This is a genomic window from Synechococcus sp. OH2 (assembly GCF_047462155.1).
Lineage (GTDB): Bacteria > Cyanobacteriota > Cyanobacteriia > Thermostichales > Thermostichaceae > Thermostichus.
Map to the genome: position 1 here is coordinate 4,745 of NZ_JANSIR010000081.1, position 13,996 is coordinate 18,740.

Genomic DNA, 13,996 nt, shown 5'->3' on the forward strand with positions numbered 1-13,996 from the left:
CCGCGCCTGGGAGGCCCTGAAGCTGGGGAAGTTGGAGCTGGCCCTGGCCGACGCCCAACGGGCTACGCAACTGGAGCCGCAGCGGCCCGCCTTCTGGCATACCTTGGGGTTGATCCAACTACAGGCCGGCCAGCGAGAAGCGGCCCAGGCCAGTTTGCAGCGCTGCCTAGAGCTGGATCCCCAGTTTCAACCGGCCCAGGCTGCTTTGCAGAAACTATTGCTGGGCAACCTCGCCGAGAGCCCCGCTGTTGAGGCGCCGGCAGGAACAGCACTGCTAGACCTGAAAACCCTCACTCCTCAAGAGGAGCCGCAACTGGTAGACTGTAAGCCCCTACCGGATCCCTCTGCTTAGCCCTTGTCTTTTGCCAATCCCTATAGCGCCCTGAAAGCGCAGCCGCGAGGGCCAGCCCGGACGCAGGGGATCCCCCAGCCGCTCCACCACCGCATTCTGTGCGAGCTGCTCCACCGCGAATTGGTAGGTGCGATAGGCTCCCGAAGCGCGGATCCCATCCCTGCCCCCACCAGCCCCAAGCCCAACACCGCCAGCAGATCCAGACAACCCCAGCTGCAGCAGCCCAGCGGGGCAGCACAGCCAACTTGTTGGGGACTTTCCGACATAGCCAACCGCCACCACAGAGTGCCCCCACCCTAACACAACACAAAGTTGCCGCTCATCCTGGGTGCCTTCCTGTCCCACAAAGCCCAGATAAAAGGCCAATCCAGCCTACGCCATTTGTCGGTAACAAGCGACGCTTCCCAGTTCCGTATTGCTACAGACATCTGTTTGTAGCTTCAAACAACGGCTCGGAAAATCGTGGAATCGGCCACTCTTTGGCAAGTTCAAACAACCCATTGTTGAGTCTAATCCCGCACTGCAGCGAAGATTGGATCCCTACGTATCCAATTGCTGCTCTGGCTTCGAGTTAGATGTGAAAGTCTGACGCATCGCCAATGTAGGTTTCTATCCGCATGGGATCTGAGCAAAGTCGAAGCTTATAAATCAGTGAAGGACCCTGGATCTTGGGCAGCGAAAAAGCCGGCAAAGTGCGTATATCCAATCCGCCATTCGGCGGAGCTCATTTCAAAGGGTCTTGTCGAGAATAAAACCAGCGAAAAGTCTAAATCCAAGAGCATCCACACCATGAGCGAGATCAAAAGCACGATTGTGCAGCAAATCATTCAAACTGCCATGATGACCGGTCTGCTCACCGCTGCTCAGGAACACGAGCTCAACGTGAGGCTGTTCCGAGATGAGTGCTCCGAGGCCGATCTATTTTTGCTGCGGCGCTTGCACCGCTGCCTACGTCAGGGATCCATCCGCCAGGTGCCGGGCTTGCACAACACCATAGCCGTTGGCCGCTTTGGTTCCCCCTTGCGCCTGCTGCCCGACAGAGCCGAAGATGCACAAATCCAGCCGGCAGGGCTAAGCCTGGTGCACAATCCCAAAGTTGGCTAGTGGTTGTGCCCAGTTGTCGTCTTCTACTTCGGAGGAAAAACCGCTGGCAGGGGATCCGGTTGCAGCAGCCGTTGGCAGAGTTGGGCAATCTGGGCGGCGCTGACCTCGTCCAGCCAGCGGTGAAAAGCTTGGGATTCTTGAATACGGCCCAGCAGCCGTGTCGGGATCTGCTCCGGCCCCTCCAATTCCGCCAGCCACTGCCAGGGCAAGCCGGTTACCGCCGCCAGGACATGGGGATCCCATCGGCCTGTCCGCCCCAATTCCTGGAGTTGGGCGATTTGGTGGGGGAGGCGCTCCCAGCGGTGGCCAGAAGCAGCCAGGATCAGCGTTTGCGGCTGCACCTGTTGCAGCAGTTGGGCCAAGTCTGCTGGCAGCCAGGGCCAGCGGGCCAGCAGCAGGGCTGTTTTTGTCGGCAGGAGGAAGTCTTGATCGAGAGGAAGGGCCTGCCCATCGTAGCAGAGGACTCCTTTGAGGGAATCCGGCAAGGGGCGTTGCCGGTAATCCCGGATCTGAAGACTGGGGACGGAAACGGTGGGCGCCTGCCAGTTACCAGAGGGGCGCACCGCCAGTACTTTGCCCTGCCAGGGCTGCTTGCCTTGGGCGTCGGCTTCCAACTGCAGGGCGATGTCCAAGGCCCGGCATTCTTGCCACCGCTCCAACTCTTCGCCGGCTTCCCAAAACCAGAGGGTACGGGATCCCAGCTCAAACTTCAGGTGGCGACCCTTCTGAGAAACTCCCAGCCGGACGCTACCACGGCGAACGTTCATCAGGGCTACGACGGGGTTGGGATTGCCGTGGCCAAAGGGCTGCAGGAGCTGCAACTGCCGATACACCTCGTCCAGCTCTGCCACCCTATCCCGGCCCTGAGAGGCCAACAGTTCCCAATCGATGACGATCTCCACCGCCAGGGCGCGAGCTTGCTGATCCGGGCTAACCCGCGCGGCTAGCTCCCGCCGCAAAGCCAGTTGTACGGCGGCCAGGCAAGACAGCTCTACTTGGATCCCGGCAGCCATGGGGTGTCCGCCTCCCCCCAGCAAGAGGGGACGCACGGCCTCGATGGCCTCCACTAGGTTCACCCCCGGAATCGAGCGGCCCGAGCCATAGCCCCGTCCCCTCCTCTCATCTTTGGCGATCAACACCGTGGGGCAAGCGTATTGCTCCGCCAAGCGCGCCGCGGCAATTCCCAAAACCCCTGCATTCCAGCCGCTTCCGGCCAGGACGATGGCCCGCTCCCGCGCCAGATCCAAGCTCTCCACCTGCTGGCTGACCTCTTGCAGCACCTGTTGGGTGAGCTGCCGACACTCCTCATTGAGGGCAACGAAATGCTCCACCAGCGTCTGGGCCCGCTGCGGATCGGAGGTGGTCAACAGCTCCACCGCCAGGCTGGCATCGTCCAAACGGCCAATGGCGTTCAGCTTGGGAGCAAGGCGAAAGGCGATGTCTTGGGCTGTCGGCATTCCTGAGGATTGGCCGTTGCTCACCCAATTCAAAAGAACCCGCAGCCCCGGACGCTGCGTCTTGGCCAGCCTCACCAGGCCCCGCTGCACCAGGTAGCGGCACTCCCGCTGCAACACCGCCACATCGGCCACGATCCCCACCGCCACCAGATCCAGGTGCTCTTCTACGCCCGGGATCCCCAGTGCTTGGTAGAGGGCCTCGGTCAGCTTGTAGGCCACCCCCACCCCCGGCAGAAAGCGCAGCGGGTGGTCTTCTGGCAGACGCAAGGGATTGATGACAGCATAGGCAGGGGGCAAGGGATCCGGGAGGGTGTGGTGATCCGCCACGATGACATCCACCCCCTGGGCTTGGGCGGCAGCAATTTCGGCGGCATTGCCCATGCCGCAATCCACCGTCAGGAGCACTTGGCAGCCCTGAGCCAGCACCTGCTGTAGCCGCTGGGAGTTCAAGCCATGCCCTTCGCTGCTGCGCAGCGGTAGGGTGAACTGGACTCGGAAGCCCAAGGTCTGTAACGCCGAGAGCAAGAGGCTGGTGGCGGTAACGCCATCGCAGTCGAAATCTCCCCAAATGCAGAGGGTTTCTCCTTTTTCCCTGGCTTCCAGCAGCCGCGCCACCGCCCGCTCCAGATCCGGCAGGGATTCCGCTGGCGTGGGAGAATACCGATTGGGATCGACGAAGGCCCGCGCTTGTTCCCGGCTGTGCAGCCCACGCAAGGCCAACACCTTGGCTGCATACTTGCCGTATTCTCGGCTCAGCTCCGGATCAAACTGGGGTGGAGTGGACAGCAGATCCCAGCGGTATTCCATGCCAACGGGTTGGGCCGGCCCCCGGGCCGACAGGGATAAAGCTCCTTAGGAGCGTATCAAAAACTGCCCAGGGAGAGAAGCAACACGGGATCCCGGAAAGCAAAAGCCGGGGTGAGCGATCCCTGCCAACCTGCTATTGACAGCAGTGAGAGGCCACGCAGCAAGGCGAAGGGTGGGCGTGGTCATGGGTGGCACAGGCTTCGCTGCAGTAGAGTTGGCCTTCGTAGCGATAGCCTTGGCTGCTTTCGAAGCTGCAGTTGCAGTGTTCACAGGCGCAACGAACAAGGGTGGTAGCAGACATGATTTTTTCTCCTTGCTTGAACTAAGGGATCCTCTTGGCGAAGATCCGTGTCGCTACACCCTAGCAGTTGCTTGGCAGCGGCGCCGGAACAAGAATCAGACTCATTGGTCGTGATTCCAAATCGCAGCAACCGCAACTCCCCTTCGGTACCCCGGCAGAGGTTAAGAGAAGTCCATAGCCCTCTGGCTGGTTATTGACTATGATGCGGGCGTGAGGTGTGAATAAGTGCCTAGGTGATGGCGACCCAAAGGATTTGCTTTGCCCAAGTCTCAGATGTTCACCTGATGCCGGAGACGGGGTGCCGCTGCTGGTGGATGTCCGATTCCCCTCGCCACCAGTTGGAAGCTGCTGTTGCCCATCTCAACCAAGTGCCCGATCTACACTTTGTGGTGTTCACTGGCGACTTGGTGGATCAAGCCGATCCGGAGAGCTTTGAGTTGTTCCAGGAGATTCTCGCCCAACTGCGGGTGCCCTACTACCTCAGCCTCGGCAACCACGATATCGATACCTTGGGGAGGGAGGGGCGCTTCAACCGGGAGCAATTTATCCGCTGGTGCCAACGTCAATTTCCGTTGCCCCTTGCCCCCACGGGCTACGTCGATTACAGCCTTTCCCCCCTGCCCGGGATCCGCTTGATTGCCCTCGATGCCAGCCTGGGCCAGTTCCCTCTGCCCCAGGGCGTGCTGCGCCCCTCGCAACTGCACTGGTTAGGCGAACATCTACAGGCGGTGCCCGAGGAATGGCTGATCCTGCTCATCCATCAGCCTCCCTTTATCTCCCCCACCCACATGGATGCGGTTTTGTTCCGCAAGTACCGGCTCCGCAGCGAGCAAGCTGCAGCGCTGCATACCCTCTTAGCCGACCACGGGCGGGTGGTGGCGGTGTTGAGTGGACATCTGCACGTGCCGAGGGTCTATGTGCAGGACGGGATCCCCTACCTGACAGCGCCTCCTCTGGTGGGGCCGGTCTCCGCTCTGCGGGTGTTTGAGTTGGACGTCAACCCGCGCCGAGGCATCCTGCGCTACCACTGGGTTCACCTGCCGGAGCCAGGTCCCAGACCTCTCTGGCATGGCCTGGTCATGGGGGTTCGTCGGGATCGCTGGGGACAAATCCCCCTGCGCGCCAAGGGAGCCCGATCCCTGCCCGCCGTTGCCCAATAGCCAAAAATCCTAAACCTTGACCGAATTAGTGTAGATTAAAAAGGCAAAGAGCCTTGGATTTGGTATCTTTCCCCTATGACTGCAACCCTTTCTTCCTCTGGCCACTGGGAGCTGGCGGCTCAGGCGTTACGAGAGCAGTATCAGCCGCAAGTAGCTTCTCTGAGCGAGCGATTTGAGCCTCTTTCTGCAAGTGACCTGCTGGCCTGGGCCGTGGCGGAGTTTGGGGACGGGCTGGTGCTGGCCTGCAGCTTTGGGCCGGAAGATCTGGTTCTCATCGATCTGCTCACGGCCATTCGCCCTCAGGTTCGCGCCTTTTTCCTAGATACCGATTTTCACTTCCCGGAAACCCTGCAACTCCAGCAACAGGTGCTGGCGCGCTACCCCGATTTGCAACTGGAGGTTTTCAAGCCCTTGCTCACCCCGGAAGAGCAGGCAGCGCAGTACGAGCCGGAGCTGTACCGCACCAACCCTGACCTCTGCTGCAACCTCCGCAAGGTGGAACCCCTAAATCGCGCCCTGGCCAACTGCACCACCTGGATTACTGGGATGCGCCGCGAGCAGTCTTCCACCCGCGCCGATATCGGCAAGGTGCAGTGGGATGGCAAGCGCAACCGCCTCAAGCTCAACCCGCTCGCCGACTGGACAAACGGCCAAGTCTGGAAGTACATTCTCGACCACGGGATCCCTTACAATCCCCTCCACGACCGCAACTATCCCAGCATTGGCTGCATCCACTGTACGGCGCCGGTGGAGCCGGGGGAGGATCCCCGCTCCGGCCGCTGGAAGGGCACAGCCAAAACCGAGTGCGGCCTGCATACCTAGCCTATGAACCCTTCGCCTGTCCTGGAGGTGGCTCAGTTTGAAGTCACCCCCAGCTCTGAAGCTGCCTTCGAAGCTGCCATCGCGCAAGCCTTTGTCTACCTACAACAAACCGATGGCTATCGGCAGCACCAACTGCAGCGCTGTTTAGAGTACCCTCAGCAGTACCTGTTGCTGGTACAGTGGAGATCCCTGGAGGCCCATCTGGTTAACTTCCGCCAATCGGAAAACTTTGTCCGCTGGCGCGCCCTCCTCGAGCCCTACTTTGCTCGGCCACCGCAGGTGTTGCACTACCAACTGCTGCCGGGGTTGGCCTGATGAGAGGCAGTGCGAACCCAGGGTTGCGCCGGTGCTGCAGAGCAATGGCGGCCTTCCCAGCCCAGGAACAACTGGGCTGGGAGGAGTGTTTGCCGGTGGGGGCGCAAAGCTCTTGCTACCCTAGTTGAAGGATGGTTTCGTGGTTGGCCAAGGTAGAGGGGGATTTGCTGTGTGAGCAGGTACGGGAGGGATTTCACGCTCTCTCCGATCCAATTCGCCTGCGCGCACTGCAACTGTTGCGTGGGCGCGAGCTGTGCGTTTGCGATCTCTGCGAAAAGCTGCAGATAAGCCAATCCAAGCTCTCGTTTCACTTAAAGACCTTGCGAGATGCGCAGTTGGTCAACGCTCGCCAGCAGGGGCGCTGGATCTACTACAGTCTTAACCCACCTCGCTTTCAGCTCTTGCAGCATTTTTTGGATAGCCTAGGACAAGCTGCCCCCTCTGAGGCTGCCGTCCCCTGTGCGGAGGATCCCTAGATGTTTATCCTCGATTGAGGCGCGGTTTGCTTGCCCCGCGGCCCTGGCCCTGGGGGGGGACGCCATAACCCCCGCTCCAGAGCCTACGGCCCGCTGACGCGAAGGAATCTCAAACTGGCTCAGCAGATACTTCCTCTTCAGATTCACCCCCCCTACCCTGTCTTGGTGAAGCCTGAACAGGAGTTTCCGCACCTGAGAAGCCGGCTGCCGACGCTCTCGGCAACAGTTACCGTGTGGCTACTTGCACCCGTGGCGTTTCTAGAGCCAATTCAGTGCTATGCGAGCACTTGGCGTGGATGCCAAGCCTCGTGCCTCCGATTTTTAGCTAAAAAAAGACGCGAGCTCTCGGGAAAAAAGCGCGTGGAGTCGCAGAGCCCCTAGGATTGCCCCTTCCTTGGAGAGGGAGGATAAAGCAAGGCTTCCAACTCCTGCAGAGCTTGCTCTAGATTGTCGTTGACGATCACGTAGTCGAATTCGTCTTTGGCATCCAATTCTTTGCGAGCCTGTTGCAGACGGCGTTGGATGCTGGCTTCAGAGTCTTGTCCGCGTTCGCGAATGCGGCGTTCGAGCTCTTCTAGCGAAGGAGGAGACAGGAAGATGCGAATGGCATCGGGGCACTGTTGTCTTACCTGACGGGCCCCGGCCAGTTCAATTTCCAGCAGCACATCCTGACCCTGGCTGAGTTTTTTGAACACGATCTCGCGGGGAGTGCCGTAAAAGTTACCTGCGTACTGGGCCCATTCCAACAACTCATCGGCTTCAATCAGGTTGAGGAACTCCTCGCGAGTGCGGAAGTAGTAGTTGACGCCTTCCTGTTCCCCAGGGCGGGGGGGGCGGGTGGTTACCGAGACGGAAAAGTACAGCTCGGGGTGGCGCTGGCGCAGTTGGCTGACCAGGGTGCCTTTGCCCACCCCACTTGGTCCTGTCAAAACCACCAGGCGACCGCGAGTGGCAGGAGGCTGAGGGGCTTCCTGTTGCTGCAGGCACTCAGGGGGAGTTGGCGAGGAGAGCGTAGTGGGAGAAACTGCCATAGGCGGAGAGCGACAAAGGACGGCTGGACAGTTGGCTTGTTTGGTTTGTTTTAGGATATCTCACTCTCGGCCTCGCAGGCTGCTTGTGAGGCTTTTACTCAGGTTCCTCCGTCAGCCCAACCTTGGCGGTGAGGAAGCGGTTGGCAACGGTTTCGGGCTGAATGGCCGAGAGGATGACGTGCCCGGAATCGGTGATGATTACGGCGCGGGTGCGGCGACCGTAGGTCGCGTCCACCAACTGGCCTCTTTCGCGGGCGTCGCTAATGATGCGTTTGATGGGAGCTGACTCAGGACTGACAATGGCGATAACACGCCCGGCGGCGACGATATTGCCAAAGCCGATGTTGATTAGGCGAGTATCCATGGGTGGTGAGCCAATCTAGCGCCTGTCCGGCCAGCAGCCTTCATTAAGGTAGCAAGTCAAACTGCCGCTCAGCATTGACCGGCAAGGCCCTGACCTGTAAAGGTTTCTGCCGGATCGGCAAGTCCTCTCGAGGTTGGGTGGGCTCTCAGTTGGTGGAGCTTGGCCAGGACTGGAGAGGCTTTTCCATGCTTTGCGGCCCTCAGCCTTTTCCCCCAAGAAAGTCCAGGTATTGGCCAGCAAGCCGTTCTATGGCTACTGGAAATGGCTTTGTCCTCAGAGTAGCAAAGCCTCGTCAACGTCTGCGATGGCGAGGAGACCCCTTGCGTTGGCAGATTCTCTGCGGCGTTTTGCTTGGCAACTGCTGAAGGCCCTATTCTGCTTTTGAGCTTCAGAGCAGGCCGTTAAAGGTAAAGCTGCCGCTGCCCAGCCGCTCCTGGCGATCGAAAACGCTGATGGTGAGTTGATGGGATCCCGTCTGGGTAACGGTAAAGCGGTTCTGCGTCAGGGTAAGCCCTGTTACCGTACAGGCGGTGGCTCCGACAAAGCAGCCGGGCAATTGGGAAGCATCGAAAACCCCCAGGGTGACAAAGTTACCCAGCGGGGTGGTGACGGCAGCCAAGAAAGCGTTGGATCCGCGGATCCCGGCAGGGGCCTCGACGCGGAAGGAGACCACAAAGGTGGGGGTTTGCCCTACGGAGACGGTGCGTGGCGAGAGATCGGTGATGGTGAGGGAGGGAGGTGGTATCGGCGTCGGCAGGGGGGTGCTGCCGGTCGTCTCCCCACATCCTGCCAAACCGACGCCTAGGAGCAACAGCAGGGGGATCCCTCTGCGCAAGCGTTGTGCAGGCTGCATAGTTTCCCGTTACCTTCAAACGAGCTTGGTTTCGAGTTTAGGGCATCCCTCAGCTCCTCTCTCTCAGGGAGGGGGAAAATTGTAGGGACGGAGGCGACCTGCAGGGGTAGCGCAATGGGGTTCCCCTGTCGTCCCCTCCCCAGGGCTTTGGCCCCATTGTCGGGGGGGTGTCTCAACTGAGCCAGTCGTTGAAAAGGAGACAACCTGGCTAGAAGCAGCCTGAGATCCTTCGCCTATTCCCCTTGCAACAGTTTTTGGCAGGCGGTGGCAATGGCCCAGTCTTCCTGCGCGGAGATAACCAGCACTCGCACTGGCGCATCAGAGGTGCTGATGTCGCAGTTGCGCGGGGATCCAGCATTGAGAACTGGGTCGATTTGAATCCCCAAAAAGCCCAGGTTGGCACAGGCTGCTGCCCGTACTGGCGCGGCGTTTTCCCCAATGCCGCCCGAGAAGACCAACGCATCCAGCCGATCCAAGCTCATGAGCATGGCCCCAATCTGGCTGCGCAGGCGGTGGACAAAGAGGTTAAAGGCCAGCTCGGCGCGGGCATGGCCTGCCTGCATGGCTTCCAGGATAACTCGCATGTCGCTGCTGAGGCCGGACACGCCCTTCAAGCCGGATTCCCGGTTCAAGATGCGGTCAAGCTCCTCCACGTCCATGCCCCGGCGCAACTGATGGATCAAAATCCCCGGATCCACCGAGCCAGAGCGGGATCCCATCATCAAGCCCTCTAGGGGGGTATAGCCCATGGTAGTGTCGACACTGCGGCCCCCGCGAATGGCTGCCAGAGAACAGCCATTGCCCAAGTGACAGGTGATGAGCCGCAACTCCTCTAGAGGCCGGTTCAAGATCTCGGCGGCGCGGCGGGCGCAGTGCTCGTGGTTGATGCCGTGAAAACCATAGCGGCGGATCCCCTGCTCGGCCCAGGCGTAGGGAAGGGGATAGAGGGCGGCTGCCGGGGGCATCTGCTGGTGAAAGGCCGTGTCGAAAACGGCCACCTGCGGGATCCCGGGCAACAGCCGGTGCATGAGGCGAATGCCCTCAAGAGCAGCAGGGTTGTGGGCTGGGGCCAAGGGACTCAATTGCTCAATCGCCTCTTCCACCTCGGGCGTGATCACGGTGGGCTGGTGGTAGAGGGATCCCCCATGCACCACCCGGTGGCCGATGGCGTTAATCTCCATTGCCCCTGCCAGCAGGGATCCCTCGCCTTGCCAGAGGCTTTGGAAGAGAGGAGCCAAATCGCCAATGCCGGCTGGGGGGGAAGGGGTAGGAAAAGGCTCCCAGGGGCCATCCTGCCGCCGCGTTTGGATGAGCGCCTTGCCAGGTTGGTAGGCAAAGTCCACCTGCGCCTGCCAGAGGGGGGTGGTCTCCACCTTGCCTTCAACAGTTGCAAAGAGAGAGACTTTGAGGCTGCTGGAGCCGGCGTTGAGAACCAGGATAGGCACGGGATCCCTCCTTTAGGTTTCAGGCTAGCTGGCCATTGGCTTGGGGAGGGTAGGGAACTCAGGCCGTTTGCGCTTGGCGCACTAGCCCCGTTGCCGCCAGCGCAGCCAAGGCGCGATCCCGGTAACGACCGTAGCGCTCTTGTTTACTGCGAACCTTCTGCCCCTCCAGCTCCGGCAGGAGGCCAAAATTGGCTGGCATGGGCTGGAAGTACTTGGGATCAGCGCTGCTGATGAACTGAAATAGGGATCCCATCATTGTCTCTGGGGGCAGCGTGATCAAAGGCAGCCCCAGGGCCAGGCGGGCGGCGTTCTGCCCGGCCAGCCACCCTCCCGCCACAGCGCAGGCGTAGCCCTCGGTGCCCACCAACTGGCCGGCAGCAAACAGGGTTGGCCGGCGGCGAAATTGCAACGTAGGCAGCAAAAGCCGCGGCGAGTTCAAAAAGGTATTGCGGTGCATGACGCCAAAGCGGACAAACTCCGCCGCTTCCAAGCCGGGAATGAGGCGAAAGACCCGCTGCTGTTCTCCCCACTTCAAATTGGTTTGAAAGCCCACCAAGTTCCACAGCTTGCCTGCTTTGTCCTCCTGGCGGAGCTGCACCACCGCATAGGGCCGGGTTCCCGTGCGCGGATCCACCAGCCCCACCGGCTTCAAGGGACCAAAGCGGAGAGTATCTTTGCCGCGGCGGGCCATTTCTTCAATGGGCAGGCAGCCTTCGAAAAACTTGCGCTCCTCTTTTTCAAAATCCTTGAGGGGCACCTGTTCTGCCTCCACCAGCGCCTGCCAGAAGCGCTCGTACTCCGCCTCCGTCATGGGGCAGTTGAGGTAGGCCGCTTCCCCTTTGTCGTAGCGGGAGGCCTGAAACACCACTGCCCGGTTAAGGGAATCCCCAGTAACAATGGGGCTGGAAGCGTCAAAAAAACTTAGGTATTCCAGGCCCGTGAAGGCTTGCAGCGCCTTGGCTAGGGGCTCACTGGTTAGCGGGCCGGTGCAGAGGACGGCTATCCCTTCCGGGATCTCGGTTACCTCTTCCCGACGCAGGGTGATGAGGGGGTGGTTGGCAATGGTCTCCGTTAGGGCCTGGCTAAAGCGAGCCCGATCCACGGCCAGGGCTCCCCCGGCTGGCACGGCGTGGCGATCAGCGGTGGCGATGACCAGGGAGCCCAGTTGGCGCAGCTCCTCCTTGAGCAGCCCTGCCGCCCGATCGCTGGCTAGGGCCCCAAAGGAATTGCTGCACACCAGCTCGCCCAGTTGATCGGTGTGGTGGGCTGGGCTTTGCCGCACAGGGCGCATCTCCGAGAGGATGACGGGCACCCCCAACTGGGCAATTTGCCAGGCGGCCTCCGTCCCTGCCAGCCCTCCGCCCACCACATGGATGGGAGCTAGGGTTAGCGCTGGGTTTGGGGAGTGGTGCATCGCAGCCTCCAGAGAAAACTCTCAACAAGCCAGGACTCTCTCCTGAGCAGAGTTCAACTGGGAGCAAGGGGAGAACTCGGCTTCTTGCCGCTGGCCTGGAGATCCCAGCTCAAGCAGCAAAATGAATGCGCAGGTAGTCCTCTTCCATTTTGGCCCGCGCCGGCTTCATGGCGGCCAGGGTTTGGGGCAACACCAGGTTGCGGCGGTGGTTGCCGATGCGGATGTTGAGCTCGTCGCCGGTTTTGCTTAACTCCACCTGCTCCTTCGGGATCCCGGGCAAGTAGAGATCCAGGCGGTACTGGCCGTTGTCGGTAACCACCTGTATCGTCTGCTCGGCATAGAAAACCTCGGCCGGGTTGCGATCCCCCCAGAGGTCTTTTTTCAGGCGGGCCAGGGCCTCCCACCCCACCAGCTCCTCTGGGTAAAGCGGGATCTCCACCACAGGCAGGGGGGCAAAGTTCTCGTGGATCTCCCGGCGATATCTCTGTTGAGCGGCTTTCCAGGCAGCAAAGTAGGGATCCACCACCCCTTCCGGCAAAATACGGTTGGCGATCACTAGGTCGGTAGCGACGCCGTAGAGGCTGAGGTAGGCATGCGCCCGCAGCGACTCCTTGATCACCATCTTCTCTGGGTTGGTGACCAGGCGCACGGAAGTGATGCGGTTGTCGGTGAGGATGCGCTCCAGCCGCTCGATCTTTTGGTAGAACTCGTAGGGGGCATCCAGCACCTGGTCATTCGGCAGGGGGATCCCTGTTAGCCCTTTAACAATGGGCTCGGCGATGGGACGCAGGACCCGCGCCAACCCCTGCAGAGGTTTGTAAAACTTGCGCATGTACCACCCGGAAACATCGGGCAGGCTCAAAAGGCGCAAGGCCGTGCCGGTGGGAGCGGAGTCAATGATTAGCACATCAAACTTACCCTCGTCGTAGTGGCGGTTAACCCGCACCAGGGCAAAGATCTCGTCCATCCCCGGCAGCACTGCCAGCTCCTGCGCCTGCACGCCGTCCAGCCCGCGGGCCTGCAGCACCTGCGTGATGTAGGTCTTGACGGATCCCCAGTTCAGCTCCAGCTCCTGCAGGGCGTCCAGCTCTGCTCCCCAGAGGTTGGGCTTGACCTCCACCGGCTCGTGGCCCAAGGGCTGGTCGAAACTGTCGGCTAAGGAGTGGGCTGGATCAGTGCTCAGAACCAGGGTCTTTAGGCCTAGCTCAGCACAACGCCAGCCGGTTGCCGCTGCCACGGAGGTCTTGCCAACCCCACCCTTGCCGGTCATGAGGATGATGCGTTGCATCAGAGCACCATTTACATTCTTTTACAAGACTAGATTAACCGATTTCCTGTCCTCTCCCAGGAGGGCGAAGAGCCCAAGGTGCAGTCAACAGGTACACTATTGGTTGCCGAGAAAGTGATGACTGAGACATCGAGCCTGTTGGAGGCAGGCGGGAGGTAGAGAATGATGCGTCGTTGGCAAAGCGTGTTGCTGGTTGCCATTCTGACGTTGGGGCTGTGGCTGGGATCCCTTCCTGTCCAGGCGGCTGCCGCCTTGCCCCGAGAGCTGCAACAACTGGAGCAACAGGTGGAGCGGCTGCAGAGCCTGGTAGACGCCGAGGACTGGCTGGAGATCCGCTCCTACATTCATGGGCCGATGGGCATGACCCGTAAGACCTTGAACGGCCTAGCATCCACCCTGCCAGACAAGCAAAAGCGAGAGATGCTGCGCCTGGCCAAAGAAATGGGCCGCGGCTTGGAGCAACTGGACTTTGCCGCCAAAGCCTACGACCAGCCGGAGGTGGAGGTGGCCCAGGCCAAGGTGAGAAAGACGTTGCAAGAGCTGAAGGCCCTGTTTTCGCAGGCAGGGATCCCTTCATCCAGTTAAGGGAAAACGCTCCCGCAGATCTTGAACCACCGGTGGGGGCACCAGGTGATCGATGGGACCGCCTAGCTTGGCCACCTCCTTGACCAGGCTGCTGCTGACGAAGCTGTGTTCGCTGGCGGTGGCGAGGAAGAGGGTTTCCAGCTCGGGGGCCAGCAGCTTGTTGGTGTGGGCCATCTGCAGTTCCACGTCAAAGTCGGACAAGACGCGCAAGCCGCGCACGAT

The 13,996-nt window shown here is 60.6% G+C and carries 16 protein-coding genes and 1 pseudogene; 7 read left to right on the plus strand and 10 right to left on the minus strand.

The genetic code is table 11. From position 1 onward, the window contains the following. Window positions 1-352 (plus strand): tetratricopeptide repeat protein (locus NW835_RS06925; RefSeq protein ID WP_414414884.1); only part of this gene is annotated, 352 nt, incomplete at its 5' end. On the opposite strand, the gene NW835_RS06930 is transcribed toward NW835_RS06925, so the two are convergent. Further along, entirely contained in the window at window positions 332-559 is a 228-nt protein-coding gene (locus NW835_RS06930) for a hypothetical protein (RefSeq protein WP_414414885.1), read from the minus strand. The genes NW835_RS06925 and NW835_RS06930 overlap by 21 nt on opposite strands. Window positions 560-1,141: 582 nt before the next feature. On the opposite strand from NW835_RS06930, the gene NW835_RS06935 reads away from it, so the two are divergent. Next, window positions 1,142-1,456, plus strand: coding sequence for a hypothetical protein (locus tag NW835_RS06935; protein ID WP_414414886.1), 315 nt, complete (start codon window positions 1,142-1,144; stop codon window positions 1,454-1,456). A 23-nt stretch (window positions 1,457-1,479) separates the two neighbouring features. On the opposite strand, the gene recJ is transcribed toward NW835_RS06935, so the two are convergent. Beyond that, window positions 1,480-3,720, minus strand: coding sequence for a single-stranded-DNA-specific exonuclease RecJ (recJ, locus tag NW835_RS06940; protein WP_414414887.1), 2,241 nt, complete (start codon window positions 3,718-3,720; stop codon window positions 1,480-1,482). Window positions 3,721-3,853: 133 nt separating this feature from the next. Further along, on the minus strand, window positions 3,854-4,021 hold the full coding sequence (locus NW835_RS06945) for a hypothetical protein (RefSeq protein ID WP_414337946.1): 168 nt from the start codon (window positions 4,019-4,021) through the stop codon (window positions 3,854-3,856). A gap of 236 nt (window positions 4,022-4,257) precedes the next feature. Here NW835_RS06945 and NW835_RS06950 point away from each other — a divergent pair, with 236 nt between their 5' ends. The 4 genes from NW835_RS06950 (at window position 4,258) to NW835_RS06965 (ending at window position 6,794) form a co-directional block, all read left to right on the plus strand. Further along, window positions 4,258-5,181, plus strand: a complete 924-nt coding sequence (locus NW835_RS06950) for a metallophosphoesterase family protein (RefSeq protein ID WP_414414888.1) — start codon at window positions 4,258-4,260, stop codon at window positions 5,179-5,181. Window positions 5,182-5,256: 75 nt separating this feature from the next. Continuing rightward, window positions 5,257-6,003 carry a phosphoadenylyl-sulfate reductase gene (locus NW835_RS06955; protein ID WP_414414889.1) on the plus strand — a complete coding sequence of 249 codons (747 nt, stop codon included), beginning with the start codon at window positions 5,257-5,259 and terminating at the stop codon, window positions 6,001-6,003. A 3-nt stretch (window positions 6,004-6,006) separates the two neighbouring features. Beyond that, window positions 6,007-6,318, plus strand: a complete 312-nt coding sequence (locus NW835_RS06960) for an antibiotic biosynthesis monooxygenase family protein (protein WP_414414890.1) — start codon at window positions 6,007-6,009, stop codon at window positions 6,316-6,318. Window positions 6,319-6,449: 131 nt separating this feature from the next. Continuing rightward, window positions 6,450-6,794: an ArsR/SmtB family transcription factor gene (locus NW835_RS06965; protein ID WP_414366079.1), complete on the plus strand. Its 345-nt coding sequence runs from the start codon at window positions 6,450-6,452 to the stop codon at window positions 6,792-6,794. A 377-nt stretch (window positions 6,795-7,171) separates the two neighbouring features. Here NW835_RS06965 and gmk read toward each other — a convergent pair whose 3' ends face one another. The 6 genes from gmk to NW835_RS06995 all read right to left on the minus strand — a co-directional run bounded on the left by gmk (window position 7,172) and on the right by NW835_RS06995 (window position 13,189). Then, window positions 7,172-7,825, minus strand: a complete 654-nt coding sequence (gmk, locus tag NW835_RS06970; RefSeq protein WP_414378209.1) for a guanylate kinase — start codon at window positions 7,823-7,825, stop codon at window positions 7,172-7,174. A 94-nt stretch (window positions 7,826-7,919) separates the two neighbouring features. Then, complete coding sequence (gene remA, locus NW835_RS06975) at window positions 7,920-8,189, minus strand: extracellular matrix/biofilm regulator RemA (RefSeq protein WP_414365713.1); 270 nt, start codon at window positions 8,187-8,189, stop codon at window positions 7,920-7,922. 388 nt (window positions 8,190-8,577) lie between these two features. Further along, window positions 8,578-9,042 carry a hypothetical protein gene (locus tag NW835_RS06980; RefSeq protein ID WP_414414891.1) on the minus strand — a complete coding sequence of 155 codons (465 nt, stop codon included), beginning with the start codon at window positions 9,040-9,042 and terminating at the stop codon, window positions 8,578-8,580. A gap of 233 nt (window positions 9,043-9,275) precedes the next feature. Next, entirely contained in the window at window positions 9,276-10,487 is a 1,212-nt protein-coding gene (locus NW835_RS06985) for an acetate kinase (protein ID WP_414414892.1), read from the minus strand. A 58-nt stretch (window positions 10,488-10,545) separates the two neighbouring features. Beyond that, window positions 10,546-11,901 carry an FADH(2)-oxidizing methylenetetrahydrofolate--tRNA-(uracil(54)-C(5))-methyltransferase TrmFO gene (trmFO, locus tag NW835_RS06990; protein ID WP_414414893.1) on the minus strand — a complete coding sequence of 452 codons (1,356 nt, stop codon included), beginning with the start codon at window positions 11,899-11,901 and terminating at the stop codon, window positions 10,546-10,548. A 109-nt stretch (window positions 11,902-12,010) separates the two neighbouring features. Further along, window positions 12,011-13,189 carry a TRC40/GET3/ArsA family transport-energizing ATPase gene (locus tag NW835_RS06995; RefSeq protein ID WP_414414894.1) on the minus strand — a complete coding sequence of 393 codons (1,179 nt, stop codon included), beginning with the start codon at window positions 13,187-13,189 and terminating at the stop codon, window positions 12,011-12,013. Between the two features lie 162 nt (window positions 13,190-13,351). On the opposite strand from NW835_RS06995, the gene psbQ reads away from it, so the two are divergent. Beyond that, window positions 13,352-13,774, plus strand: coding sequence for a photosystem II protein PsbQ (gene psbQ / locus NW835_RS07000; RefSeq protein ID WP_414365718.1), 423 nt, complete (start codon window positions 13,352-13,354; stop codon window positions 13,772-13,774). On the opposite strand, the pseudogene NW835_RS07005 reads toward psbQ, so the two are convergent. Next, window positions 13,763-13,996: pseudogene (locus NW835_RS07005) on the minus strand (phosphopantetheine adenylyltransferase); the annotation flags it as partial. The gene psbQ and the pseudogene NW835_RS07005 sit on opposite strands and share 12 nt — an antisense overlap.

Bases quoted from the DNA above. Each gene is read 5' to 3' on its own strand.
- NW835_RS06980 (WP_414414891.1), bottom strand. From the start codon at position 9,042: ATGCAGCCTGCACAACGCTTGCGCAGAGGGATCCCCCTGCTGTTGCTC.
- gmk (WP_414378209.1), bottom strand. From the start codon at position 7,825: ATGGCAGTTTCTCCCACTACGCTCTCCTCGCCAACTCCCCCTGAGTGC.
- trmFO (WP_414414893.1), bottom strand. From the start codon at position 11,901: ATGCACCACTCCCCAAACCCAGCGCTAACCCTAGCTCCCATCCATGTG.
- NW835_RS06995 (WP_414414894.1), bottom strand. From the start codon at position 13,189: ATGCAACGCATCATCCTCATGACCGGCAAGGGTGGGGTTGGCAAGACC.
- NW835_RS06960 (WP_414414890.1), top strand. From the start codon at position 6,007: ATGAACCCTTCGCCTGTCCTGGAGGTGGCTCAGTTTGAAGTCACCCCC.
- NW835_RS06955 (WP_414414889.1), top strand. From the start codon at position 5,257: ATGACTGCAACCCTTTCTTCCTCTGGCCACTGGGAGCTGGCGGCTCAG.
- remA (WP_414365713.1), bottom strand. From the start codon at position 8,189: ATGGATACTCGCCTAATCAACATCGGCTTTGGCAATATCGTCGCCGCC.
- NW835_RS06950 (WP_414414888.1), top strand. From the start codon at position 4,258: ATGGCGACCCAAAGGATTTGCTTTGCCCAAGTCTCAGATGTTCACCTG.
- NW835_RS06935 (WP_414414886.1), top strand. From the start codon at position 1,142: ATGAGCGAGATCAAAAGCACGATTGTGCAGCAAATCATTCAAACTGCC.
- NW835_RS06965 (WP_414366079.1), top strand. From the start codon at position 6,450: ATGGTTTCGTGGTTGGCCAAGGTAGAGGGGGATTTGCTGTGTGAGCAG.
- psbQ (WP_414365718.1), top strand. From the start codon at position 13,352: ATGATGCGTCGTTGGCAAAGCGTGTTGCTGGTTGCCATTCTGACGTTG.
- recJ (WP_414414887.1), bottom strand. From the start codon at position 3,720: ATGGAATACCGCTGGGATCTGCTGTCCACTCCACCCCAGTTTGATCCG.
- NW835_RS06945 (WP_414337946.1), bottom strand. From the start codon at position 4,021: ATGTCTGCTACCACCCTTGTTCGTTGCGCCTGTGAACACTGCAACTGC.